This window comes from Pseudomonas aeruginosa (assembly GCF_001457615.1).
Taxonomy (GTDB): Bacteria; Pseudomonadota; Gammaproteobacteria; order Pseudomonadales; family Pseudomonadaceae; genus Pseudomonas; species Pseudomonas aeruginosa.
This window is the reverse complement of sequence record NZ_LN831024.1, coordinates 12,991-36,589: the sequence shown is the minus strand read 5'-3', so window position 1 is coordinate 36,589 and position 23,599 is coordinate 12,991. Positions and strand designations below refer to the sequence as shown.

The 23,599-nt window shown below is 67.0% G+C and carries 26 protein-coding genes; 12 read left to right on the top strand and 14 right to left on the bottom strand.

Going from position 1 to position 23,599, the window contains the following annotated elements; all coding sequences use genetic code 11:
• Nucleotides 1–177 precede the first annotated feature (177 nt).
• Nucleotides 178–801 (top strand): response regulator transcription factor, encoded by a 624-nt coding sequence (locus tag AT700_RS00175; RefSeq protein WP_003111192.1) that lies wholly within the window; start codon nt 178–180, stop codon nt 799–801.
• 7 nt (nt 802–808) lie between these two features.
• Complete coding sequence (locus AT700_RS00170; protein WP_003097330.1) at nt 809–1,174, top strand: Hpt domain-containing protein; 366 nt, start codon at nt 809–811, stop codon at nt 1,172–1,174.
• Here AT700_RS00170 and AT700_RS00165 read toward each other — a convergent pair.
• Both AT700_RS00165 and AT700_RS00160 read right to left on the bottom strand, forming a co-directional pair.
• Entirely contained in the window at nt 1,153–1,530 is a 378-nt protein-coding gene (locus AT700_RS00165) for a DOPA 4,5-dioxygenase family protein (RefSeq protein WP_003114635.1), read from the bottom strand. The two genes, AT700_RS00170 and AT700_RS00165, sit on opposite strands and share 22 nt — an antisense overlap.
• A gap of 10 nt (nt 1,531–1,540) precedes the next feature.
• Nucleotides 1,541–2,440: a choline sulfate utilization transcriptional regulator gene (locus AT700_RS00160; protein ID WP_010792427.1), complete on the bottom strand. Its 900-nt coding sequence runs from the start codon at nt 2,438–2,440 to the stop codon at nt 1,541–1,543.
• A 127-nt stretch (nt 2,441–2,567) separates the two neighbouring features.
• Between AT700_RS00160 and betC the strand changes: the two genes are divergently transcribed.
• The 3 genes from betC to AT700_RS00145 are packed head-to-tail and all read left to right on the top strand — an operon-like array spanning nt 2,568 to nt 6,577.
• Nucleotides 2,568–4,079 (top strand): choline-sulfatase, encoded by a 1,512-nt coding sequence (betC, locus tag AT700_RS00155; RefSeq protein ID WP_003120673.1) that lies wholly within the window; start codon nt 2,568–2,570, stop codon nt 4,077–4,079.
• 16 nt (nt 4,080–4,095) lie between these two features.
• Nucleotides 4,096–5,019 carry a choline ABC transporter substrate-binding protein gene (locus AT700_RS00150; protein ID WP_003115797.1) on the top strand — a complete coding sequence of 308 codons (924 nt, stop codon included), beginning with the start codon at nt 4,096–4,098 and terminating at the stop codon, nt 5,017–5,019.
• Nucleotides 5,020–5,023: 4 nt separating this feature from the next.
• On the top strand, nt 5,024–6,577 hold the full coding sequence (locus AT700_RS00145; protein ID WP_023104720.1) for a SulP family inorganic anion transporter: 1,554 nt from the start codon (nt 5,024–5,026) through the stop codon (nt 6,575–6,577).
• Nucleotides 6,578–6,580: 3 nt separating this feature from the next.
• Here the strand turns inward: AT700_RS00145 and AT700_RS00140 are convergent, their stop codons facing one another.
• The 5 genes from AT700_RS00140 to hemF all read right to left on the bottom strand — a co-directional run bounded on the left by AT700_RS00140 (nt 6,581) and on the right by hemF (nt 11,343).
• Nucleotides 6,581–7,183 carry a hypothetical protein gene (locus tag AT700_RS00140; protein ID WP_012613423.1) on the bottom strand — a complete coding sequence of 201 codons (603 nt, stop codon included), beginning with the start codon at nt 7,181–7,183 and terminating at the stop codon, nt 6,581–6,583.
• Nucleotides 7,180–8,466, bottom strand: coding sequence for a peptidylprolyl isomerase (locus AT700_RS00135; RefSeq protein ID WP_003158560.1), 1,287 nt, complete (start codon nt 8,464–8,466; stop codon nt 7,180–7,182). The genes AT700_RS00140 and AT700_RS00135 overlap by 4 nt, the downstream gene beginning before the upstream one ends.
• Nucleotides 8,447–9,433, bottom strand: a complete 987-nt coding sequence (locus AT700_RS00130; protein WP_003111200.1) for a phospholipase C — start codon at nt 9,431–9,433, stop codon at nt 8,447–8,449. Before AT700_RS00130 ends, AT700_RS00135 begins: the two co-directional genes overlap by 20 nt.
• A 110-nt stretch (nt 9,434–9,543) precedes the next feature.
• A complete protein-coding gene (aroE, locus tag AT700_RS00125) occupies nt 9,544–10,368 on the bottom strand; it encodes a shikimate dehydrogenase (RefSeq protein ID WP_003111201.1) in 825 nt (274 codons plus the stop codon).
• A gap of 57 nt (nt 10,369–10,425) precedes the next feature.
• Nucleotides 10,426–11,343: an oxygen-dependent coproporphyrinogen oxidase gene (hemF, locus tag AT700_RS00120; RefSeq protein WP_003097311.1), complete on the bottom strand. Its 918-nt coding sequence runs from the start codon at nt 11,341–11,343 to the stop codon at nt 10,426–10,428.
• Nucleotides 11,344–11,533: 190 nt separating this feature from the next.
• Between hemF and AT700_RS00115 the strand changes: the two genes are divergently transcribed.
• Nucleotides 11,534–12,511, top strand: a complete 978-nt coding sequence (locus AT700_RS00115; RefSeq protein ID WP_003111202.1) for an NADPH:quinone reductase — start codon at nt 11,534–11,536, stop codon at nt 12,509–12,511.
• Between the two features lie 9 nt (nt 12,512–12,520).
• Here AT700_RS00115 and AT700_RS00110 read toward each other — a convergent pair whose 3' ends face one another.
• The 3 genes from AT700_RS00110 to AT700_RS00100 all read right to left on the bottom strand — a co-directional run bounded on the left by AT700_RS00110 (nt 12,521) and on the right by AT700_RS00100 (nt 15,367).
• The gene (locus tag AT700_RS00110) at nt 12,521–13,078 is read right to left on the bottom strand and encodes an L-threonylcarbamoyladenylate synthase (protein WP_016561457.1); all 558 of its coding nucleotides are present in this window, start codon (nt 13,076–13,078) and stop codon (nt 12,521–12,523) included.
• A gap of 40 nt (nt 13,079–13,118) precedes the next feature.
• Entirely contained in the window at nt 13,119–14,207 is a 1,089-nt protein-coding gene (gene dprA, locus AT700_RS00105) for a DNA-processing protein DprA (protein WP_003123764.1), read from the bottom strand.
• Between the two features lie 134 nt (nt 14,208–14,341).
• Nucleotides 14,342–15,367: a LysM peptidoglycan-binding domain-containing protein gene (locus AT700_RS00100; RefSeq protein WP_003097294.1), complete on the bottom strand. Its 1,026-nt coding sequence runs from the start codon at nt 15,365–15,367 to the stop codon at nt 14,342–14,344.
• Nucleotides 15,368–15,505: 138 nt separating this feature from the next.
• Here AT700_RS00100 and def point away from each other — a divergent pair, with 138 nt between their 5' ends.
• The 6 genes from def to AT700_RS00070 all read left to right on the top strand — a co-directional run bounded on the left by def (nt 15,506) and on the right by AT700_RS00070 (nt 20,744).
• The gene (def, locus tag AT700_RS00095; protein ID WP_003107059.1) at nt 15,506–16,012 is read left to right on the top strand and encodes a peptide deformylase; all 507 of its coding nucleotides are present in this window, start codon (nt 15,506–15,508) and stop codon (nt 16,010–16,012) included.
• A 54-nt stretch (nt 16,013–16,066) separates the two neighbouring features.
• On the top strand, nt 16,067–17,011 hold the full coding sequence (fmt, locus tag AT700_RS00090; protein ID WP_003131369.1) for a methionyl-tRNA formyltransferase: 945 nt from the start codon (nt 16,067–16,069) through the stop codon (nt 17,009–17,011).
• A complete protein-coding gene (gene rsmB, locus AT700_RS00085) occupies nt 17,008–18,312 on the top strand; it encodes a 16S rRNA (cytosine(967)-C(5))-methyltransferase RsmB (protein ID WP_003107055.1) in 1,305 nt (434 codons plus the stop codon). The genes fmt and rsmB overlap by 4 nt, the downstream gene beginning before the upstream one ends.
• 27 nt (nt 18,313–18,339) lie before the next feature.
• Nucleotides 18,340–19,713, top strand: a complete 1,374-nt coding sequence (gene trkA, locus AT700_RS00080) for a Trk system potassium transporter TrkA (protein WP_003107053.1) — start codon at nt 18,340–18,342, stop codon at nt 19,711–19,713.
• A 148-nt stretch (nt 19,714–19,861) separates the two neighbouring features.
• Nucleotides 19,862–20,179, top strand: a complete 318-nt coding sequence (locus AT700_RS00075; RefSeq protein ID WP_003120685.1) for a tetratricopeptide repeat protein — start codon at nt 19,862–19,864, stop codon at nt 20,177–20,179.
• 292 nt (nt 20,180–20,471) lie between these two features.
• On the top strand, nt 20,472–20,744 hold the full coding sequence (locus tag AT700_RS00070; RefSeq protein WP_003107049.1) for a hypothetical protein: 273 nt from the start codon (nt 20,472–20,474) through the stop codon (nt 20,742–20,744).
• A 65-nt stretch (nt 20,745–20,809) separates the two neighbouring features.
• On the opposite strand, the gene AT700_RS00065 is transcribed toward AT700_RS00070, so the two are convergent.
• The 4 genes from AT700_RS00065 to AT700_RS00050 form a co-directional block, all read right to left on the bottom strand.
• Nucleotides 20,810–21,463 (bottom strand): 7-cyano-7-deazaguanine/7-aminomethyl-7-deazaguanine transporter, encoded by a 654-nt coding sequence (locus AT700_RS00065; protein WP_003097286.1) that lies wholly within the window; start codon nt 21,461–21,463, stop codon nt 20,810–20,812.
• A gap of 146 nt (nt 21,464–21,609) precedes the next feature.
• Nucleotides 21,610–21,876 (bottom strand): PilZ domain-containing protein, encoded by a 267-nt coding sequence (locus AT700_RS00060; protein WP_003100272.1) that lies wholly within the window; start codon nt 21,874–21,876, stop codon nt 21,610–21,612.
• 84 nt (nt 21,877–21,960) lie between these two features.
• Nucleotides 21,961–22,848 (bottom strand): lysophospholipid acyltransferase, encoded by an 888-nt coding sequence (locus tag AT700_RS00055; protein ID WP_003097282.1) that lies wholly within the window; start codon nt 22,846–22,848, stop codon nt 21,961–21,963.
• A 143-nt stretch (nt 22,849–22,991) separates the two neighbouring features.
• Complete coding sequence (locus AT700_RS00050; protein ID WP_003097280.1) at nt 22,992–23,543, bottom strand: DNA-3-methyladenine glycosylase I; 552 nt, start codon at nt 23,541–23,543, stop codon at nt 22,992–22,994.
• Nucleotides 23,544–23,599 lie beyond the last annotated feature (56 nt).

The window sequence follows — 23,599 nt, the reverse complement described above, 5'->3', positions numbered from 1 at the left end:
GACAGCGGCATTCTCCAGGCGCAGGCAACCCGCTGCGCCTGGCCTTGCGTTGCACGCTGCCAGAACCGTGAGGAAAAATTCACGGTCACTTTCAGAAACGTCTTATTGTCCGCCGACTCTGCCGAAGCCTTGAATAGCGCCTCACCCAAATAGCCAACGCATTCAAAGAAGGTTCGCATGAGTAAGGTGCTGATCGTCGATGATCATCCCGCTATCCGCCTGGCCGTGCGCTTGCTGTTCGAGCGCGACGGTTTCACCATCGTCGGCGAGGCCGACAACGGTGCCGAAGCCCTGCAGGTAGCCCGCAAGAAGTCTCCCGACCTGGCCATCCTGGACATCGGCATCCCCAAGATCGACGGTCTCGAAGTGATAGCCCGCCTGAAGTCCCTGAAGCTGGACACCAAGGTCCTGGTCCTGACCCGGCAGAATCCGGCGCAGTTCGCCCCGCGCTGCCTGCAGGCCGGCGCCATGGGCTTCGTCAGCAAAAGGGAAAACCTCTCCGAGCTGCTGCTCGCCGCCAAGGCCGTGCTGGCCGGCTACATCCACTTCCCCACCGGGGCGTTGCGCAGCATCAACCAGCAGAGCCGCGACAACGAGGCCCGCATGCTGGAAAGCCTTTCCGACCGCGAGATGACCGTGCTGCAGTACCTGGCCAACGGCAACACCAACAAGGCCATCGCCCAGCAGCTGTTCCTCAGCGAGAAAACCGTGAGCACCTACAAGTCACGCATCATGCTGAAACTCAACGCCCATTCCCTGGCCGGCCTGATCGATTTCGCCCGCCGCCACGAGCTGATCTGAGGATCCCATGCGAACGTTCGACCTGACCGCCGCCCTGGGCGACCGCGCCAACCAACCGGAGATCAGCCGCCTGCTCGTCGCGCAGCTGATGACCAGCAACAACGAAGACACCCGCAAGCTGCGACGCGCCCAGGAGCGCGAGCAGACCCAGGAACTCAACGAGCTGGCGCACCGCCTGGCGGGCATGGCCTCGCTGATCCACGCCCACGCCGTGGAACGCGCCTGCCACCAACTGGAGATCGCCTGCGGCGAAAGCTCCGTGCGCAAGCTCGCCGATGCCGTCGACGACCTGGTGACGGCACTGGGCGAGCTGCAATGCGAACTGCACGACTGGATGACGATGACCGCGCCTCAAGGCACGGCGAAGTCATAGCGTTGCGGGCCTTCGTCCAGGATCGACAGGTCCAGCGGGCGAATGGCTCCCATCCAGATGGCTCGGTCGCGATGGTCGAGCAGATCGTTGCCGGTAACCGGGTGGATGAACACCACCAGGTCCTGCCGATGGATGGCCAGCCAGGGCACCAGCTCGCCGAACACCTCGGGAGCGAACGCCAGCTGGCAGCTCCAGTCCGGATGCGGCCCTACCGGCCGCTCATGGACCCGCCCCATCTTCAGCGGAAAGCGCCGCGCCGCCTCTTCGCAAAGGGCGCGGGCTCGCTCGATGCTCTGCGCATCGAAATAGACGTGAGCATGGAAGCCCTGGATGCGGGGGGTGGAATACTCGTTCATCGTCACCTCTTCAAGCGCCGCCGGCCTGCAACTCGGCCTGCAGCCAGTCGACGAAACCGTCGACCAGCCGCTGGCGCCGCTTGCGCTCCGGCAATACCGCATAGTACCCGTATCGCGACAGGCAGCTCTCGCCAATGGGCCGGCAAAGCAGCCCCTGTTCGAGCAGGCCGTCGACCAGGTGGCGCCAGCCGATGGCCACGCCCTGGCCGGCGATGGCCGCCTGGATCAGCAAGGTGTAGTTGTCGAAGCTGAGCACCGCCGGAATCGGCTGCCGATCGATGGCCAACGCTTCGAACAACGCCGGCCAGTCGAACCAGCGGGCGTGCTGCGCCGGCTTCAGATGCAGCATCGGCAGGCGCGCCAGGTGCGCCTTGGCCAGCGGCAACTGCAATCCCTCGACCAGCCGCGGGCTACAGACCGGGAACACCTCCTCGCGAAACAGCCGGTGCGCTTCGCCGTGCTTGGAACGACCGTCGCCGAACAGGATCGCCACGTCGATATCGCCGCGCTGGCCGGCCAGGCCGCGCTCGCTGGTCACCAGGCTCACGTCCAGGTGCGGATGGGCCTGATGGAAGCGCGGAAGGCGCGGCATCAGCCAGTAGGCAGCGAAGGCGTAGTCGGTGGCCACCTGGAGCACCTCGTGGCGCTGGCGCGCGCCCAGCGCGGCGATGCCGGCATCGATCGTCTCGAGGCCGGCGGCCACGTGGCGGAGCAGAAGCTGGCCGGCGTCGGTGAGCACGATGCCTCGATGAACGCGCTGGAACAGAGGGGTCGCCAGCTCTTTCTCCAGGCGTTTGATCTGCTGGCTGACCGCAGGCTGGGTGGTCCCCAGTTCCTCGGCGGCAGCGGTGAAGCTGAGTTGGCGGGCGGCGGACTCGAATACCCGGAGCAGGTCGAGGGATGGCGGCATGAGGTGTTCTCACATAAGCCCGGCTTATCCAACGCATCCAGCCCCATGCGGTTTACCAGGGATTTCGATGCACTGATGATCGACGCAGCACTATCGCATAACCCAATCGCATGGGATAAGCCGCCCGATGAAGACCTCGCCGAACATCCTGTTCATCATGGCCGACCAGATGGCCGCGCCGCTGCTGCCGCTTCACGATCCGCGCTCGGCGCTGCGCATGCCTCACCTCTCGCGCCTCGCCGAACGGGCCGTGGTGTTCGACTCGGCATACTGCAACAGCCCGCTCTGCGCGCCGTCGCGCTTCACCCTGGTCAGCGGTCGCTTGCCTACCCGCATCGGCGCCTGGGACAACGCTGCCGACTTCGCCGCCGATACCCCCACCTACGCCCACTACCTGCGCAACCTCGGCTATCGCACGGCGCTGTCGGGCAAGATGCACTTCTGCGGTCCCGACCAGTTGCACGGCTACGAGGAACGCCTGACCAGCGACATCTATCCGGCGGACTATGGCTGGGCGGTGAACTGGGACGAGCCGGAGGTGCGCCCGAGCTGGTACCACAACATGTCCTCGGTTTTGCAGGCCGGTCCCTGCGTGCGCACCAACCAGCTGGACTTCGACGAGGAGGTGGTGTTCAAGGCCCGCCAGTACCTCTACGACCATGTTCGCCAGCACGCCGGCCAGCCATTCTGCCTGACCGTGTCGATGACCCATCCGCACGACCCCTACAGCATCCCGGCGAGCTACTGGAATCTCTACCGCGACGAGGACATCCCGCTGCCGCGCCAGCGCTTCGCCCAGGAGGAGCAGGACCCTCATTCGCAACGCCTGCTGAAGGTCATCGACCTGTGGGACAAGCCGTTGCCCGAGGAGCGCATCCGCGCCGCCCGGCGTGCCTACTTCGGCGCCTGCAGCTACGTCGACGCGCAGATCGGTGCGCTGCTGGCGACCCTGGAGGAATGCGGGCTGGCCGACGACACCATCGTGGTGTTCTCCGGCGACCATGGCGACATGCTCGGCGAGCGCGGCCTCTGGTACAAGATGCACTGGTTCGAGATGGCCGCGCGCGTGCCGCTGCTGGTCCATGCGCCGGCGCGCTTCGCGCCGCGCCGCATCGGCGCTTCGGTATCCACCGTGGACCTGCTGCCGACCCTGGTGGAGCTGGCCGGCGGCCAGGTCGATCCACGCCTGCCGCTGGAAGGCCGCTCGCTGCTGCCGCACCTGCGCGACGGCAGCGGGCATGACGAGGTGATCGGCGAATACACCGCCGAGGGCACCCTCAGCCCGCTGATGATGATCCGCCGCGGCGACTACAAGTTCATCTACTCCGAGCAGGACCCCTGCCTGCTCTACGACCTGCGCAACGACCCGCAGGAGCGCGAGAACCTCGCCGCCAGTCCGGCCCATCGCGGAACGTTCGAGGCGTTCCTCGACGAGGCCCGGCGACGCTGGGACATCCCCGCGATCACCCGCGCCGTACTCGACAGCCAGCGCCGCCGACGCCTGGTGGCCGCCGCGCTGGCGCGAGGACGGCTGGCCAGCTGGGACCACCAGCCGTGGGTCGATGCAAGCCAGCAGTACATGCGCAACCATATCGACCTGGACGATCTCGAGCGCCGCGCGCGCTTCCCGCAACCCTGAGCACGAGGGCACTTCCATGAACCGGCTTCCCACCTGCCTGCTGGCCGCCACCCTGTTCCTGGGCAGCGCCTCGCTATACGCCGAAGACCCCGCCTGTGCCCGCGTCAGGCTGGCCGATCCAGGCTGGAGCGATATCGCGGTAACCAACGCCACTGCCGCGTTTCTCCTGGAAAGCCTCGGCTACCAGGTGAAGATCGATACCCTGTCGGTGCCGATCATCTATGGCGGCCTGCGCGACGGCCAGGTGGACGCCTTCCTCGGCGGCTGGATGCCCGCGCACCAGGACTATCACGACAAGTTCGTCGCCAGCGGCCAGGTCGAACGCCTCGGTCGCAACCTCGACGGCACCCGCTTCACCCTGGCGGTGCCGCGCTACGTCTGGGACGCCGGCGTACACCGCTTCGAGGACCTCGCCGCGCAAGGGCAACGCTTCAACCGCAAGCTGTACGGGATCGGCTCCGGCGCGCCGGCCAATCAGTCGATCCAGAAGATGATCGACGCCAACCAGTTCGGCCTCGGCGACTGGAAGCTGGTGGAGTCCAGCGAGCAGGCGATGCTCGCCGAACTCGGCCGGGCCGAGAAGCGCCAGCGCTGGCTGGTGTTCCTCGGCTGGACGCCGCACCCGATGAACATCCGCCATGACCTGCGCTACCTGGAAGGCGGCGAGCAGTACTTCGGCGACCGCGGCCAGGTCTACACCCTGGCACGCAAGGGCTACGCCGCGCAGTGCCCGAACCCGGCGCGGCTGCTGGCCAACCTGCGCTTCGACCTGGACATGGAGAACCGCCTGATGAGCGACGCGCTGGAAGGCACGGCGACTCCGGCCTCGGCGACCCGCGCCTGGCTCAAGGCCAACCCGCGGGTGCTCGAGGCCTGGCTGCAAGGGGTGACCAGCCGCGACGGCGGCGACGCCCTGGCCGCGGTTCGCGGCCAGCCATAGCGCCATGTGGACGCGCTTGCTGCCGTTCCTCGCCTGGCTACCGGGGCTGCACCGGGGCATGCTCGGGCGCGAGGCTTGGGTCGGCCTGAATGGCGCAATCCTGGCACTGCCGCAATCGATGGCCTATGCGCTGATCGCCGGCCTGCCAGCGGAGTACGGCCTGTACGCGGCGATGCTGCCAGTGGCGATCGCCTGCCTGTGGGGCTCGTCGCGCCACCTGGTGAGCGGTCCCACCGCGGCGATCTCGGTGCTGCTGTTCAGTTCGGTGGCCCCGCTGGCGCCGCTGGGCAGCCCGCAATACGTCCAGGCCGTGCTGCTGCTGACCTTTCTCGCCGGCGCCTTCCAGTGGCTGCTCGGCGTCCTGCGCGTCGGGTCGCTGGTCAATTTCGTCTCGCATTCGGTGATGCTCGGCTTCACCCTTGGCGCGGCGCTGCTGATCGTCCTCGGCCAACTGCCCTATCTTCTCGGCCTGGCCGCGAGCGGGGAGGGCGCAGCGCCGGGAAACGGCTGGCGGCTGCTGGCGCGGTTCGCCGAGTTCGATGGCCCATCGCTGCTGGTGGGCGGCTTCAGCTTCGCGCTCAGCCTGCTGGTCAGGCGCCTGCGACCGCGCTGGCCGGCCCTGCTGCTTGGCTTGCTGGGCGGTGCCACGCTGGTCTGGGCGCTACCCGGGACCTTCGCCTCGGTAGCCCATGTGCAGGCCTTATCGAGCGCACTGCCGGGCTGGAATCCGCTGGTCTTCGATTCCCGATCGATCCTCGACCTGCTACCTGCGGCGGTGGCCTGCGGCATGCTCGGGCTGGTCACCAGCCTGTCGATCGCCCGCGCCCTGGCCGCGCGCCAGGGAGACGCGTTCGATGCCAACCAGGAGGTCCGCGCCCAGGGCCTGTCGAACCTGCTCGGGCCTTGGCTGTCGGCGAGCCTGTCGGCGGGCTCCTTCACCCGCTCCGGGCTGAATCTGGAAGCCGGTGCGCGCTCCCCGCTGGCGGGTGCGTTTTCGGCGCTCTGGGTGGCACTGCTGGCCGTGCTCGGTGCGCGCCTGATCGAGCATGTACCGTTGCCGGCGATGGCCGCAGGCATCCTGCTGATCGCCTGGGGCCTGATCGACCGCCCGGCGCTCCGCGCGCTCTACCGCAGCGGCCGCGCCGAATGCCTGGTGGCCGGCCTAACCGCCCTGGCCACGCTGCTGTTGCCGCTGCAGAACGCCATCTACGCGGGAGTGCTGGCGTCGCTGGTCTTCTACCTGCGGCGCACCTCGACACCACGCGTACTGCGCCAGCGCAACGACGAGGAAGAAGTGCTGCGCATCGAAGGCTCGATCTTCTTCGGCGCCTGCGACTACCTGCAACGCCTCATGCGCCAATGCGACAGGCCACGGCTGGTGCTGGACGCCCGCCAGGTGAACTTCATCGACTTCGCCGGCGCAGTGCTGTTGCAGCAGGAAGCCCGCCGCCTGCACGCCGAGGGCCGCCGCCTGGTATTGCGCCACGCCCGCCCGCAGGTCCGCGAAGCGCTGGGCCGGCAGGCCGACGAAGGCTGCCGCCTGCACTACGAAGGCTGACGCTCAGGGCGCCGCCGGCGATGTCGGTGCGCTGTCGCCGGGCAGCAGTTGCGGCGATTCCCGCTGCAGCTTGTCGCGCATCATCTCCAACTGTCCAAGGGCGGCGCGAGCCTCGTCGATTTCCTCGGCGCTGCGCTCGCCACCCTGTTCGGCCGCCTCGATCCGCGCGCGGATTTCCGGTATCTGCTGTACGCCGCTGGTGTAGGCCTGTACCAGTTCGCGGGTCTGTCGTTCCTCGAAGGCCTGGTACTGCTTCGGATCGGCCAGCTCCTGCGCCGTCGCGCCCTGGCGTGGTTGCAGGCCGCCGAGCGGCGGGCTGCGCGGGTCGCCCTCGTCGCGCAGCATCTGCATGAACTGGATCGCCTGCTCGCGATCTAGTTCCGCCGCCGGCGGCTCCGCCTCGTACGCAGGTGCTGCCGCTTGCGATCGCACCGGCGCCAGCGGCGGCGGACGGTCGTCGACCGCGGGCAGTGCCGCAACCGTCCTGGCTGGCGACGGAGAAGACGAGGAAGCGGCCATATCGGCAGGCGCCAGCAACACGCCGGCGCAGGTCAGGGCGATCGCCAGCCCGCTGCAGCCGAGGGCAACGCCGAGCCAGCGCTTCACAGGCCTTCCACCCTGGCGCCGGCCAGCAGGTTGCGCAGGCGCGTCTCGAACTGCGCTGCCAGTTGCTCGCGCGCCACCGCCTGGTTCACCTCGAAGCGCACGCTGCGGTCGTCGAGGGGCAACTGGCGATCCTTGCGGCTACGCACCCGGACGATCTCGAACGCGCCGTCGATGCGCATCGGCTGGGAAACCGTATCGGCCTTCTGGATCAGCGCAGTCTTGCGCAGCAGGTCGAGCCGGCCGTCCTGGGGCCGTATCAGGCCTAGGTCGCCGGGCGGGTCGCGGTCCCTGTCGTCGGCCAGGGAATAGCGGCGTACCGCCTCGTCGAAGGCCAGGCCGCCGCGCAACTCGGCGTAGACCTTGTCCGCGCTCGCCTGGTCGGCCAGGCGGATATGCGCCGCCTGCACCTGCGCGACGTTGCGGTAACGCTCCAGGTTGCGCCGATAGTAGGCCTCGGCGTCCTTGTCGCTGACCTTGCCGGCGAGTTCCCGCAGCGCATCGGACTCATGGTGGAAATCACTGTAGAGGCCGATCTGGTGCAGATAGCGATGGCGCACCAGCTTGTCCCGCACCAGGGTCCTCACGCCCTGCCGCTCTGCCGGGCCGAAGCCGTCCCGGGCCAGGCGGTACCAGAGGTAGTCGCGGCGGATGCGGGTCTGGACCTGGCGCGCCAGGTAAGCGAGGTTGCCCTGTTGCAATTCCACCTGGCCCTGGACGTTGTCGCCTTCGTACAGCGATAGCAGGTCGAGGACCTGTGCCGGCTGGCCGGGAAACTGCCAGCCGATCAGCTCGACCCCGGCCGCCTCGCGGCGCTGCGTCTCGTCCAGCAGCAGGCTGTTTTCCACCAGGCCGCGGCTCCTCGGCGCCAGCACCTCGCGTAAACGCTCCGCGCTCAGGGCCCGGGGCTGGCGCAGGTATGGCCCGAGGTCCTCGCGGTAGCGCCTGCCGTATACCTGTTCGAGCAGGTTGCCGGCCTCGATCTCCACGCTGGCGTCGAGATCGGCGCGGCTCTGCGCGGTGAGCTGGTCTTCCACCGCGCGCGCCAGCAGGCGGTTTTCCACCAGGCCACGGCGCAACTGCTGCGGGTCGGTGTTGAACTTGACCCGCGACAGGGCCTGCTCGAGCAAGTCGATGCTTCTCCCCGGCAGCACCTCGCCGTCGATCCGCAGATCCTGCGGCGCCTTGGCGGGGACGCCATGGGCGCTCCACGCCAGCAGCCCGAGGACGATCCCGCACAGTGCGCGACGCCAGCCCCGGGCGCGATCAGAGAGCAGTCGGTGCATCGAAGCTGTTGGCGCCCTTGGTCAGTACGGTGACGGTCAGGGCGATGGACTCGGGAATCAGCTCCTTCGCCACCCGCAGGCGCGTCTCGTAGCTGGTGTCGTAGAGCGGCTCGGGGCGCGCGTAGGCGACCTGGCCGGTCTGGGTGAGCAGGTCGCGGATGCTCTTGCTCGGGTCGTAGCGCCCCACCAGGTTGGCCACCGCCGCCGGGTCGTTGAGCTTCTCGCTGGCGTAGTGGTCGTCGACCCAGCCTTCCCAGCTGGAATGGCCGTTGGCCGAGGTGATCCACACATGGTGCGGCTGGGCCACGTCGCCGGTGGCATGCAGGGCATAGCCGATGGTCTGCAGCGAAGGCGCGGCGCGGAACTGCTCGAACCAGTAGGTGGCGAGGTTATCGATCGGCTGGAAGGCGGCGGTCTGGAAGTCGCCGTAGTGCTCCTGCCAGTCCGAGCGGGTGCCCTGGCGGTAGTGCGCCTCGGTGGTGTCGAAGTCCTCGCGCTTCAGCTCGCGGTTGTAGAGATAGACCATGGCGTACCAGTCGACGTCGGCGATGCCGCCGTCGACCTTGTGGTAGCGGTAGTCGTAGCCGCCGTGGGGGTTGCCATGGGAGTCGCCGTCCCGGGCCAGGTTGAGGAAGTGCCAGTACGAGGTGTAGTTGACGATGCCCGAAGCCGCGCCCCACAGCGGCGCGTGTTCGTAGCCGACCCACCAGCCCCCGAGACGGGTGTCCTTGAAGTCGTCCACGTCGAAGGCCGCCTGGCCGAGGATCTCCCCGGCCTGCGCCTCGCTGCCGGCGGCGCTCACGTAGAACCGGTAGGCCTGACGCATCTCCTCGGTGGCGTAGGAGGAGTTCATGAAGGCCAGGGCGTCCTTGACGATGTTCTTGTGGGTCGGTTGCGACCAGGCGTTGGCCTGGCTGGCGATGGCGCAGATGCAGAGACCGGCGGCCAGGCGGGCGAAGGTTTTCATCGGCAGCGCTCGAGAGTGAGTGAAGCCTGAAGTCTTAACCCGGTTTTGTGATTCCTACATGTCAGATGGAAGCCAACTTGAGACGTACGTCTCAAATTCCGCCTGACAACTCAGACAGTTGCCAACTGTCGGCGCAGCGTCTCCAACACTGGCGCCGAGGCAGGACGCACGCCGCGCCAGAGGAAGAATGCCTCGGCGGCCTGCTCCACCAGCATGCCCAGGCCATCCAGGGTACGCGCCGCACCGCGTTCGGCGGCCCAGCGGTTGAAGGCAGTCGGTTCCTTGGCATACATCATGTCGTAGCAGACGGTACGGCCGGGCTCGATCACGCTCTGCGCCAGCGGCGGCACGTCGCCGGCAAGACTGGCCGAGGTGCCGTTGACGATCAGGTCGAAAGGCCCTTCGACCTCGGCGAAACCGCAGCCGTGCACCGCGCCGAGGTCGGCGAACCGCTCGGCCAGGTCCACGGCCTTCCGCGCCGTGCGGTTGGCGATCAGCAACTCCGCCGGGCACTCGCCGAGGAAGGGTTCGAGCACCCCACGCACCGCACCGCCGGCGCCGAGCAGGAGAACCCGCTTGCCGCGCAGCTCGACCCCGGCGTTCGCCGTCAGGTCCCGCAGCAGGCCGGCGCCGTCGGTGTTGTCGCCGCGCAGGCGACCGTCGGCGAGGCGGATCAGGGTGTTCACCGCCCCGGCCCGGGTGGCCCGCTCGCTCAACTCGTCCACCAGACGATAGGCCTCTTCCTTGAACGGCACGGTGACATTGGCGCCCTTGCCCTGCTCGAAGAAGCGCCGGGCGAACCCGGGGAAATCGTCCAGCGGCGCCAGTTGCGCGTCATAGACCAGCGCCTCGCCGGTCTGCTCGGCGAACAGGCGGTGGATCAGCGGCGACTTGCTGTGGCCGATGGGGTTGCCGAATACGCAATAGCGGTCCATGGGTCGTTCCTTTGCCGGAGTGGGACGGGACGAGCGGACTCGTCCCCTGCGGGCGGGTCAGGGCTGGCCGGCGAGCCAATCGCGGTCGGCGAGGAAATACTCGGTCAGGCGCGCTTCCTCGCTGCCCGGCTCGGGTTTCCAGTCATAGCCCCAGCGCACCTGCGGCGGCAACGACATCAGGATCGATTCGGTACGGCCGCCGGACTGCAGGCCGAACAGGGTGCCACGATCGAAGACCAGGTTGAACTCCACATAGCGACCGCGACGATAGGCCTGGAACTCTCGCTGCCGTTCATCGAACGGCGTGTGCTTGCGGCGCTGGACGATCGGCAGGTAGGCGTCGATATAGGCATCGCCGATGGCGCGGATGAAGGCGAAGCAGGTGTCGAAGTCCCACTGGTTGAGGTCGTCGAAGAACAGGCCGCCGATGCCGCGCGGCTCGTTGCGGTGCTTGAGGTGGAAGTAGCGGTCGCACCATTCCTTGTAGCGCGGGTAGACGTCCGCGCCGAACGGCGCGCAGGCGTCGCGAGCGACCCGGTGCCAATGCACGCAGTCTTCCTCGTGGGCGTAGTAGGGGGTCAGATCGAAGCCGCCGCCGAACCACCAGACCGGCTCCTCGCCTTCCTTCTCGGCGCAGAAGAAACGCACGTTGGCATGGGACGTCGGCACGTGGGGGTTTTCCGGATGGATCACCAGCGACACGCCGAGCGCCTGGAAACCGCGCCCGGCCAGTTCCGGCCGATGGGCGCTGGCCGAGGGCGGCAGGCTATCGCCGAAGACGTGGGAAAAATTCACCCCGCCCTTCTCGATCAATGCGCCGTCGCCGATTACCCGCGTCCGTCCGCCGCCACCGGCCGGACGCTCCCAGGCGTCCTCGGCGAAGCGGGCCTTGCCGTCCTCCGCCTCGAGGGCGGCGCAGATGCGGTCTTGCAGGTCGAGCAGGTAGGTTTTGACAGCGGCGATACGGTCGGTCACGGAGTTCACCTTGGAGCGGGGAGGCCACGCGGGGCGCGGGCTGGCGACGAAACGAGGGCACAAGCATACCACCCTGGATGGGTAGCCGGCGCTTGACGGCCGTCAAGGGGAAGGCTTGGATGAAGGCCTTTACCCAGGGTCGCCCACCCGGCGCGACCGTCCGAAACCCTGACGAAGCAGGAGTTCCAGCATGGCCAAGCGCATCCAGTTCGCTGCCTACGGCGGCCCCGAAGTCCTCGAATACCGCGACTACCAACCCGCCGAGCCGGGCCCCCGGGAAGTCCGCGTGCGCAATCGCGCCATTGGCCTGAACTTCATCGACACCTACTACCGCAGCGGCCTCTATCCGGCCCCCGGCTTACCCTCGGGACTGGGTAGCGAAGGTGCCGGCGAGGTAGAGGCGGTGGGCAGCGAAGTGACCCGTTTCAAGGTCGGCGACCGCGTCGCCTACGCCACCGGCCCGCTGGGCGCCTACAGCGAACTGCATGTGCTGGCGGAGGAGAAGCTGGTCCACCTGCCCGACGGCATCGACTTCGAACAGGCCGCCGCGGTGATGCTCAAGGGGCTCACCACCCAATACCTGCTGCGCCAGACCTACGAACTGCGGGGCGGCGAAACCATTCTCTTCCATGCCGCCGCGGGCGGCGTGGGCCTGTTCGCCTGCCAATGGGCCAAGGCCCTTGGAGTGCAGCTGATAGGCACCGTCAGCTCGCCGGAAAAGGCGCGCCTGGCCAGGCAGCACGGTGCCTGGGAGACCATCGACTATAGCCATGAGAACGTGGCGCGGCGGGTGCTCGAACTGACCGACGGGAAGAAGTGCCCGGTGGTCTACGACTCGGTGGGCAAGGATACCTGGGAAACCTCGCTGGACTGCGTGGCGCCGCGCGGCTTGCTGGTCAGCTTCGGCAACGCCTCGGGGCCGGTGACCGGGGTCAACCTTGGCATCCTCTCGCAGAAGGGTTCGCTGTACGTGACCCGGCCGACCCTGGGCAGCTACGCCGATACCCCGGAAAAACTCCAGGCGATGGCCGACGAGCTGTTCGGCCTGATCGAGCGCGGCGACATCCGCATCGAGATCAACCAGCGCTTCGCCCTGGCCGAAGCAGCCAGGGCGCATACCGAACTGGCCGCACGGCGAACCACTGGCTCGACCGTACTGTTGCCCTGAAGCGCGTACTCAGGCCGGGCGGATGACCTGTCCGGTCACCAGGTCGCGGATCAGGCTGGGGTTGCGGCGCCCGCCAAGGGCGCCGCCGAGGATAGCGTCCAGCTCGTCGTGGAAGTATTGCTCCACCCGCAGCCGCGTGCGCGCCGCCGGGCGCCCGGCCGGATTGGCCGAGGTGGAGATCAGCGGACCGGTGAGATGGCACAGTTCCTGTACCAGGGGATGGTCGGTGACCCGCACGGCGACGCTCTCGTGGACGCCGGTGACCCACTCCGGCAGGCGCTCCTGGTGCGGCACCAGCCAGGTGTTCGGCCCCGGCCAGGTACCGGCCAGGCGGTCCAGCCAGACGTCCGGCAGGTCTTCGAGAAGGAAGTCGAGCTGGTGGATGTTCGCCGCCACCACGATCAGGCCCTTTTCCACCGGCCGCGCCTTCAGCGCCAGCAGGCGATACACCGCATCCTCGTTCCACGGGTCGCAGCCGAGCCCCCATACCGCCTCGGTGGGATAGGCGATCACGCCGCCCTCGCGGACGACCCGGGCGGCGCATTGCGCACGAAAGCTGCTGATCATCGACTCACTCCAGCGGACAGGGTGCGCGAAGTGTACGGTTTCAGCCGGAGCGATGCACCCAGGTGCCGGCCTCGCAGGCGACCCGGCCGTCGAGTTCCAGTTCGCTGAGCGTCGCCAGCACATCGGGCAGCGTCATGCCGCTGGCGGCGGCCAGGCCTTCGCTGGTGTAGGGCGCGGCGCGCAGCAGCGCCAGCAAAGGGTGGGGCAGGGGCTGCGCCGGCGCTTCCGCTGGCTCCGCCTGCGCCCAGCCGCGCAGTGCTTCGAGCACGTGCCCGACGCTTTCCACCAGCAGCGCGCCATCGCGAATCAGTTGGTGGCAGCCACGTGCGCCGGGATGGTGGATGGAACCCGGAATGGCGTACACCTCGCGCCCCTGTTCCGCCGCCAGCCGCGCGGTGATCAGCGAGCCGCTGGCGGGACTTGCCTCGACCACCAGCACACCCAGCGAGAGTCCGCTGATGATGCGGTTGCGCCGGGGAAAGTTTGCCGGCAGCGGCGGGCTGTCCAGCGGCAGCTCCGAAACCAGCGCGCCGCCACCCTCGACGATGCGCCGCGCCAGCGCTTCGTGGCGCCGCGGATAGAGCCTGCGCAGGCCGGTGCCGAGGACTGCCACGGTCGCGCCGCCAGCCTCCAGCGCGCCCTCGTGGGCGGCGCCATCGATGCCCAGGGCCAGCCCGCTGGTGATGGCGAAGCCGCCCTGCGCCAGGCTGCGCGCAAAGCTCCGGGCGGTGCCCAGCCCGGCGGGGCTGGCGCGGCGGCTGCCGACCATCGCCAGTTGCGGCCGTTCCAGAGTCTCCGGAGCGCCTTCGACGTACAGCAGCGGCGGGGCATCGGCGACTTCGGCGAGCAGTGCCGGGTATCCCGGGTCGTCCCACATCAGCAGGTGCCTGCGCGGACCTTCCAGCCAGCGCAGGGCTTCACCCGCCGCTTCCCGCACCGCCGGGCTGCGCCGCGCGGCGGCGGCCTCGGCAGGCACTCCCAGGGTGCGCCAGGCGCCGGCTGGCGCGGCAAGCGCGGAAGAGGCCGAACCGAAGGCCTCGATCAAGCGCAGGAAGCGCATGGGTCCCAGTTCGGGCAGGCCATGCAGGCGCAGCCGTGCTTCCAGTTCGGCTGGAGAATGGTTCTTCATTGCGACTCATCCATAGCAGGCAGGTCCATCGCTGACAGGAAGAGGGGAAGGGTCCGGCTTCCATCCTGGAAACCGTCGTATGAAATTTCCTTCCCCCAGAAACGCGAAACCCCCGCCGAGGCGGGGGTTTCGAGTCAGGGATTCTGCACCCTGTCGGTTACCGAGAGCGGCCTGCTGGCCATCAGAACCAGGGCGTAGCTCAGCTTCTTGTAGGTACGGAACACCATCAGCAGGCCGGCGCGTTCGTCGGGAATCTTCACCGACTCACCGGTAACGCGGTCGCGCACCGTCTCGCCGACCTTGTAGATCGCCAGCACGTTGCCCTCGGCCAGCCCGTCGCGCTGGCCACGGTTCAGGGTGACCACGTCGAACTGGCCGATCTGGGTCACGCCGCGCGGTACGTCGATGATTTCGCCCTTCACCTCGCGGCTCGGCTCGCCGGGCATGAAGGTGGAATTCACCGCACGCTCCTCGGTGGGGAACAGGCGGTCGCCCAGGCGCACTTCCTGGGTGGTGCGGGTCAGCGCCAGGGTCGCGACGTCGCCTTCGGTGGCCACCACCTCGCCGCCGCCGATGTCGTCGGCGTTGATGCCGAGGACTTCCTTGGTCTTCGGATCGATGTAGACCTTGCCCTGGCGGAAGATGCCATAGGCCGGCTGGCCGTCGGCGAACTTGCCGCGGGCATAGATGCGGTCGCCGGTGCCGCTGACGATCCGCTCGGCGTTGCCGGCGACGATGTACGGCGCACTGGTGAAGGTCTTCTCGTCATCGACGATGCGGTTGGCCAGCAGGAAGCTGTTGATCTTGTCCAGCGGGATGGTCGGGATGGCCTCGGCGATCGGCGTGCTGCGGATCTTCGGCGACAGCTTGATGGTCCCGCGCGATTCGCCACGGTTCAGCACCAGGCGCGGCTGGCCATCGACGTAGACCAGGCTGAGTGTGTCGCCGGGGTAGATCAGGTGGGGATTCTGGATCTGCGGGTTGGCGTGCCAGAGTTCCGGCCACTTCCATGGCTGGCGGAGGAATTTCCCCGAGATGTCCCACAGGGTATCGCCCCTGACCACCGTGTAGCGGTCCGGATGCCCTTCCCTGAGGTCGACCTGGGCCTGCGCCAGACCGCTCGCGGCAAGGAGCAGAAGGGCGACTAGTGATTTCCTCATGCAGTGAATCCCTTTATCATGTCGACATACGCGAAACGCCCGAAGCCCGCGAGAATCGCGGTCTGAAGCCGTTTTCAAGCTGCGCGCCATCTTAGCAGCGGATTTTCAATCGATTCCACAAGTGCATCACAAACGCATATGGCCATCCTGAACATTCTCGAATTCCCCGATCCGCGCCTGCGGACCATCGCCAAACCGGTGGAGGTGGTCGACGACGCGGTGCGCCAGCTGATCGACGACATGTTCGAAACCATGTACGAAGCCCCGGGCATCGGCCTCGCCGCGACCCAGGTGAACGTGCACAAGCGCATCGTGGTCATGGACCTCAGCGAAGACAAGTCCGAGCCGAGGGTATTCATCAACCCCGAGTTCGAACCGCTGACCGAGGATATGGACCAGTACCAGGAAGGCTGCCTGTCGGTACCCGGCTTCTACGAGAACGTGGACCGACCGCAGAAGGTCCGGATCAAGGCCCTCGACCGCGATGGCAACCCCTTCGAGGAAGTCGCCGAAGGCCTGCTGGCGGTATGCATCCAGCACGAATGCGACCACCTCAACGGCAAGCTGTTCGTCGACTACCTGTCCACCCTCAAGCGCGACCGCATCCGCAAGAAGCTGGAAAAGCAGCATCGACAGCAGGCGTGACCCCATCCCCCAAAGGCTTGCCCCGGCAAGCCTTTTTCTTTTAGCGAGCCCCGCATGAGCCAAGCATTGCGCATCGTCTTCGCCGGAACCCCGGAATTCGCCGCCGAGCATCTCAAGGCCCTGCTCGACACCCCACATCGGATCGTCGCCGTCTACACCCAGCCTGACCGGCCGGCCGGCCGCGGGCAGAAACTGATGCCCAGCGCGGTGAAGAGCCTGGCCCTGGAGCATGGCCTGCCGGTCATGCAGCCGCAGAGCCTGCGTAATGCCGAGGCCCAGGCGGAGCTGGCGGCCCTGCGCGCGGACCTGATGGTGGTGGTCGCCTATGGCCTGATCCTGCCCCAGGCGGTACTCGATATCCCGCGCCTGGGCTGCATCAACAGCCACGCCTCGCTGCTGCCGCGCTGGCGCGGCGCCGCGCCGATCCAGCGCGCGGTGGAAGCCGGCGACGCGGAGAGCGGCGTCACCGTGATGCAGATGGAAGCAGGGCTCGACACCGGCCCGATGCTGCTCAAGGTGAGCACGCCGATTTCCGCCGCGGACACCGGCGGCAGCCTGCACGACCGGCTCGCCGCGCTCGGCCCGAAAGCGGTGGTCGAAGCCATCGCCGGCCTGGCCGCCGGCACCCTGCATGGCGAGGTCCAGGACGACGCCCTGGCCACCTACGCGCACAAGCTGAACAAGGACGAGGCACGCCTCGACTGGAGCCGTCCGGCCGTCGAACTGGAGCGCCAGGTCCGCGCCTTCACCCCCTGGCCGGTCTGCCACACCAGCCTCGCCGATGCGCCGCTGAAAGTCCTCGGCGCCAGCCTGGGGCAGGGTAGCGGGGCGCCCGGAACCATCCTCGAGGCCAGCCGCGACGGCCTGCTGGTCGCCTGCGGCGAAGGCGCCCTGCGCCTGACCCGCCTGCAAGTGCCGGGCGGCAAGCCACTGGCCTTCGCCGACCTCTACAACAGCCGTCGCGAGCAATTCGCCGCCGGCCAGGTGCTCGGCCAATGAACCCGCGTCTCGCCGCCTGCCAGGCGCTGGCCGCGGTGCTCGCCGGACGCGCCTCGCTGTCTGGCGCGCTGCCGCCGCAACTGGACAAGGTCGCCCCGCGTGATCGCGGCCTGACCCAGGAGCTGGCCTTCGGCGCGGCGCGCTGGCAACCGCGCCTGCAGGCCCTGGCCGCGCGCCTGTTGCAGAAGCCGTTCAAGGCCACCGACACCGATATCCACGCCCTGCTGCTGATCGGCCTCTACCAGCTGCTCTACACGCGGATTCCGCCGCACGCCGCGATCGGCGAGACCGTCGGCTGCGCCGACAAGCTGAAGAAGGGCTGGGCCAAGGGCGTGCTCAACGCCGTGCTGCGCCGCGCGCAGCGCGAAGGCGAGACGCTGCTGGCCGAGGTCGACCGCGATCCCTCGGCGCGCCTGGGCCATCCGCGCTGGCTGCTGAAAGCGCTCAAGCAGGCCTGGCCGGAGCAACTCGACGCGCTCTGCGCGGCGAACAACGCACACCCGCCGATGACCTTGCGGGTCAATCGGCGCCACGGCGAGCGCGATGCCTACCTGGCCGAACTCGCCGAAGCCGGGATCAAGGCCCGCGCCTGCGACTACAGCCGCGACGGCATCCAGCTCGCCGCGCCGCGCGACGTACGCGAACTACCGGGCTTCGCGGAGGGCCGCGTCAGCGTCCAGGACGAAGCCGCGCAACTGGCCGCCGAGCTGCTCGAAAGCGCGCCCGGCCAGCGTGTCCTCGACGCCTGCTGTGCGCCTGGCGGCAAGACCTGCCACCTGCTGGAAACCCAGCCGGGACTGGCCGAAGTGGTCGCCGTCGACCTCGAGGAGAGCCGCCTGGTAAGGGTCCGGGAAAACCTCCAGCGGCTCGGCCTGCAAGCCAGCCTGGTCGCCGCCGACGCCAGGGCCACCGGGGAGTGGTGGGACGGCAAGCCGTTCCAGCGCATCCTCCTCGACGCGCCGTGCTCGGCCACCGGGGTGATCCGCCGCCACCCGGACATCAAGCTGGCGCGCAAGCCGGAAGACATCGCCGCCCTGGCGCACCTGCAGGGTGAATTGCTCGACGCGCTGTGGCCTACCCTGGAAGTCGGTGGCGTACTGCTCTACGCCACCTGTTCGGTGATGCCGGCGGAAAACAGCGACAGCATCGCCGCCTTCCTCGCCCGCACGCCCGGCGCCCGCGAACTGGACCTTCCCGGCCCCTGGGGCATGAAACAGCCCCACGGCCGCCAGTTGCTGCCGCAGGTGGAGGGCCACGATGGCTTCTACTATGCCAAGCTGATCAAGATATCCGCCCGTTGATCGAAACCTGACGAGCCGTTTCCTGCCATGAAAATCATCATCCTCGGTGCCGGCCAGGTCGGCGGCACACTGGCCGAGCACCTGGCCAGCGAAGCCAACGACATCACCGTGGTCGACACCGACGGCGACCGCCTGCGCGACCTCGGCGACCGCCTCGACATCCGCACCGTGCAAGGCAAGGCCTCGTTCCCCACGGTGCTGCGCCAGGCCGGCGCCGACGACGCCGACATGCTGGTGGCGGTGACCAATAGCGACGAGACCAACATGGTCGCCTGCCAGGTCGCCTACACCCTGTTCAACACCCCGACCAAGATCGCCCGCGTCCGCGAGCCGGCCTACCTGACCCGTACCGGGCTGTTCGACAACGAGGCGATCCCGGTGGACGTGCTGATCAGCCCGGAGCAGGTGGTCACCAACTACATCAAGCGCCTGATCGAACACCCCGGCGCGCTGCAAGTCATCGACTTCGCCGAGGGCAAGGCGCAGTTGGTCGGGATCAAGGCCTACTACGGCGGCCCTCTGGTAGGGCAGGAGCTGCGCCAGCTGCGCGAGCACATGCCGAACGTGGATACCCGCGTCGCCGCGATCTACCGCCGCAACCGGCCGATCATTCCCCAGGGCGACACGGTGATCGAGGCCGACGACGAAGTCTTCTTCATCGCCGCCAAGGCCCATATCCGCGCGGTAATGGGCGAGATGCGCAGGCTCGACGACAGCTACAAGCGGATCATCATCGCCGGCGGCGGCAATGTCGGCGAGCGCCTGGCCGAGGCCATCGAGAGCCGCTACCAGGTAAAGATCATCGAGCGCAGCCCGCTGCGCTGCCGGCACCTCTCGGATACCCTGGACAGCACCATCGTGCTCAACGGCAGCGCTTCCGACCGCGACCTGCTGCTGGAGGAAAACATCGGCGAGACCGACGTGTTCCTCGCCCTGACCAACGACGACGAGGCCAACATCATGTCCTCGCTGCTGGCCAAGCGGCTCGGCGCGAGCAAGGTGATGACCCTGATCAACAACCCTGCCTATGTCGACCTGGTGCAAGGCGGCGAGATCGACATCGCCATCAGCCCGCAACTGGCGACCATCGGCACCCTGCTGGCCCACGTTCGCCGCGGCGACATCGAGAGCGTACACTCGCTGCGCCGCGGCGCAGCCGAAGCGATCGAAGTGGTAGCCCATGGCGACGCCAAGTCGAGCAAGGTGATCGGTCGCTCGATCAACGAGATCAAGCTGCCGCCGGGCACCACCATCGGCGCGCTGGTGCGCGACGAGGAAGTGCTGATCGCCCATGGCGACACCCGCATCGAGAGCGGCGACCACGTGCTGCTGTTCCTGGTCGACAAGAAATACATCCGCGACGTCGAGCGACTGTTCCAGGCCGGCCTGACGTTCTTCTGAGGCACGCCCTATCGCGAACGGCGATAGGGCTTCGGCCTACGAACACCAAGGGGCCGCGTGCCTCCTTCGCAACGGCCGAATCCCTCTGTTCCGTGCAAAGCCTGGCCGGAGCCGGGCACAATGGCCGACATCGTTGGAAGAGGGCAGGATGATGATCGAAGGTCTGGAAAAGATGCTGGCCAAAGGCGTGGACAATGCGCTGCTGCGCTTCGGCCTGGGCAAGGGCTACCTGGACGCGGGCGACGCCGAACGCGCGGCGGAACACCTCCAGCGCTGCGTAGAGCAGGACCCGAAGTATTCCGCCGGCTGGAAGCTGTTGGGCAAGGCGCGCCAGGCTGCCGGCGATCTCGCGGGCGCCCGGCAGGCCTGGGAGCAGGGCCTGGCAACTGCCGCGACGCATGGCGACAAGCAGGCCGAAAAGGAAATGACGGTGTTCCTGCGCAAGCTCGACAGGGCGAGAACCTGAGCGTCCGGCCAAGGCTTGCGCAGCGCGTTCTCGCCACCCGCCGGCCGGAGTTCCGGCAGACGGGTCGGGCGTGCTCATCGAGCGCTGGCAGAACGGTTCGAGCACGCCCCGACGACACTTTTACAAAGACCTGATCCACACATTCGTAGGCAACTTCTGTCAACGATGTAGCCTGCATCCCGAACGCCCAAAACCCCATTGAGCGACCGCTGCCGGCCCTCTAGCTTCGACTCATCGCTTCGGTCCAAGCCCGAACGCGACACCTGACTTCAACTACTTTTCCGGAGCCAACATGTCGAAGCAAGAGCGTTCAGTCCCGTCCTATGTCGAATACCCATACGAGCAAGCGATTCTCTACGTTCACCGGAACGCCTCCGCCAATGAGATGCTCGAATCCGTACAGGAGCGCCTCAGGGCTCTCCTCGGCCTCCTCCATGCCTTGGAAAGGATCGAAGTGCGGACGGGGCAGGGCGTTCCCATTCAGCGCGTGGCGCACATCCTGGTCACGCTCGGCGGCGATGCCCTGACGCTGCTCACGGCCGCGCACCGGGCTACCACCTCCTGAACGAAGAAGGGCGCAACGGTCATCACGGCCTGTTGCGCCCTTCCTCCAGATTGCCTCGATGAGCCTCAAGCGTTGCTCTGCGGCCGCCCCGGCAGCATCTTCAGGATGCCGTTGAGTAGCATGCCGTAGAGCGGCACGAACAGTAAAAGACTGATACTCAGCTTCACTCCGTAGTCCACCGTGGCGATTTCCACCCAGTGCTGCGCCATGAACGGATTGTCGCTACGCCAGAACGCCACGAAGAAGAAGGTGAAGGTGTCCAGCAGGTTGCCGAGGATGGTCGAGGCGACTGGCGCGGTCCACCAGTGCCGGGAACGACGGAGGCGGTCGAATACCTGGATATCGAGGATCTGTCCGAGCACATAGGCGAGGAAGCTTGCCAGGGAGATCCGGGCGACGAAGGTGTTGAACTCGAGCAGCGCAGAGAAACCACGGAACGCCGCTTCCTGGAATAACACTGAGACTACGTAGGAGGCGATCAACGCCGGGATCATGACCCGGGCGATGACCAGCCGGGCAGGGCCCTTGCCCAGCAGGCGCACGGTGAGGTCGGTAGCCAGGAAGATGAACGGAAAGCTGAAGGCGCCCCAGGTGGTGTGCCAGCCAAACAGGGTGATCGGCAACTGCACCAGGTAGTTGCTGGCGATGATGATGAAGATGTGGAAGGCGATCAGGCCGGCCAGGGTGCCGCGCCAGGCCGCCGGAGAAGAGGCTGACATGTACTGTCCTTTTTGCGCGATGGGGTGAGGGAACCCATGCCCGGCACCATGCCGAGCGGCGCGCATTCTAGCCGATAACCGGCAGCGGTTTCGCCCACTCTGTGATCAGTGGCTCATGCCTGGGGTTCCACGTGGAACACCACCGTTCACGCTTCGCTGAGAAAGCGCAGGCCGACGCCTTCCGCATCGACTCGCACGACTTCCATCTGCAGGATCGGCGCGTCGATCGGCAAGTCCTGTACCTGGCCAGTAACGACACTGCCTGTTGGGAGCTGGGTCAGCTCCGGGTGTTTGACATAGACCCCGGTGTCGGACAGGTCGCGTGTCTGCGCCATCAGCTCGCCAAATAGCGGGTGACTGATACGGATTCGGCACTTGAGCGGGGTTCGTGGGTATTGTCGTTGATTATCCATCGAGTCCCTCGGGACCTGCGGAGGAGGCGGCAGAGCTGAGCATAGTACCCGGATATGAAAAAGGCGTCTTCCGACGCCCTTTCCTCAGTACCATTTTTTCTCGCCATCCGGGCGGTTCTTGAAGCGTTTCATGCTCCACATGTACTGGCTGGGATAGGCTCGTACATACTTCGCCAACTCGCGGCTCATGGCTGCTACAGACACTTCCAGGTCCTTGTCGTACATGTCCGCCGGAGCCGCTTCGAGGATCACCTTGTAACCGCTACCATCGGGCAGGCGCACCGCATGGAAGAACACTCCACGCGCCTTGCCGCGTGAAAGCAACTGCGGGACGAACTTGCTGATCAATGCAGTGGTGCCCAGGTAAGGCACGAAGAGCCCAGCGGTACGCGCGGGCTCGGGGTCGGCGGGAATTCCTACGCAACCGCCTTTCTTCACTTCCTTGATGACGCTGAGGATACCCTCCGGAGTGGAAGGTGCGACGCGGTTGCCCAATTGCACGCGTTGCTTCTTCAGCAATTCGTCGACTGCCTTCAGCTTGGGCGGACGATAGAAGATGATCGGCTTGGCGTAGGAACAATAGAAGTGGTTGAGTACTTCCCAGTTTCCCAGGTGACTGGTAATGCCGACCAGACCATCGCCGGAAGCCAGCGCTTCCTCCAGCACCTCCATGCCTTCGACCTCGCGGATGTATCTCAGCGACTTTTCAGGCGGCCAGATCCAGGCGCAGGCACTTTCGGTGAGGGTCCGGCCAATATCCATCAGGCTTTGTCCGACCAGCTTTTCCAGTTCGGTTTCAGACAACTCGGGGAAGCACTTGGACAGGTTGATCCGCACTACCTCGCGGGATCGATTCGGCAATTTCCACATCAGCCAGCCTATGCCGGCCCCGACGCCTTGCACGGCACGCCAGGGCAATAACGCGAACAGGCGTAGGGCCCCCACCACCAGGGCACCTTTGAATTTCTCCACGAAACACTCCTCGCTCGACTCGAACGCGCATTGTACGCCAGGAAGAAGGCGAGGGCGGCAGCCAAGGAAGCGGGGCGACCAGCTATGCTGCGCGCCGATGTTCCACGTGGAACATCCGAACGCATCCGTCAGGGAGCGCCCGGCTAGCCGACGAGTTGGGCGTAACGGTCGCAGTCCTGGGTATGGTCCATGACCATGCCGCTGGCCTGCATGAAGGCGTAGCAGATGGTCGGCCCGACGAAGTTGAAGCCGGCCTTGCGCAGCGCCTTGCTCATGGCCTCGGCTTCCGGGGTAATCGCCGGCACCTCGGCGCGACCAGCGAAATGGTTGATCTTCGGCTGGCCGCCGACGAAGGACCAGAGGAACCCAGCCGGGTCATCCAGCTCCAGCCAGGCCTGGGCGTTCTGCCGCGCAGCGTTGAGCTTGGCCCGATTGCGAATGATGCCGGGGTCGAGCATCAGTTCGTCGATCTCCGCGTCGCTCATCTGTGCCACCCGCTGCACGTCGAAGCCGAACAGCACCTCGCGGTAGCGCTCGCGCTTCTTCAGCACGGTGATCCAGGACAACCCGGCCTGGAAGCCCTCCAGCAGCAGAAGTTCGAACAGCGCGTCGGGATCGCGCTGCGGCACACCCCACTCCTCATCGTGGTAGGCCATGTAGAGGGGATCGTCGTTGCACCAGAAGCAGCGTGGCATAAGGCTTTCCGTGGTTTTCCAGGGATCGGGGGGACGGGCGAGGCGGCGCGGGAATC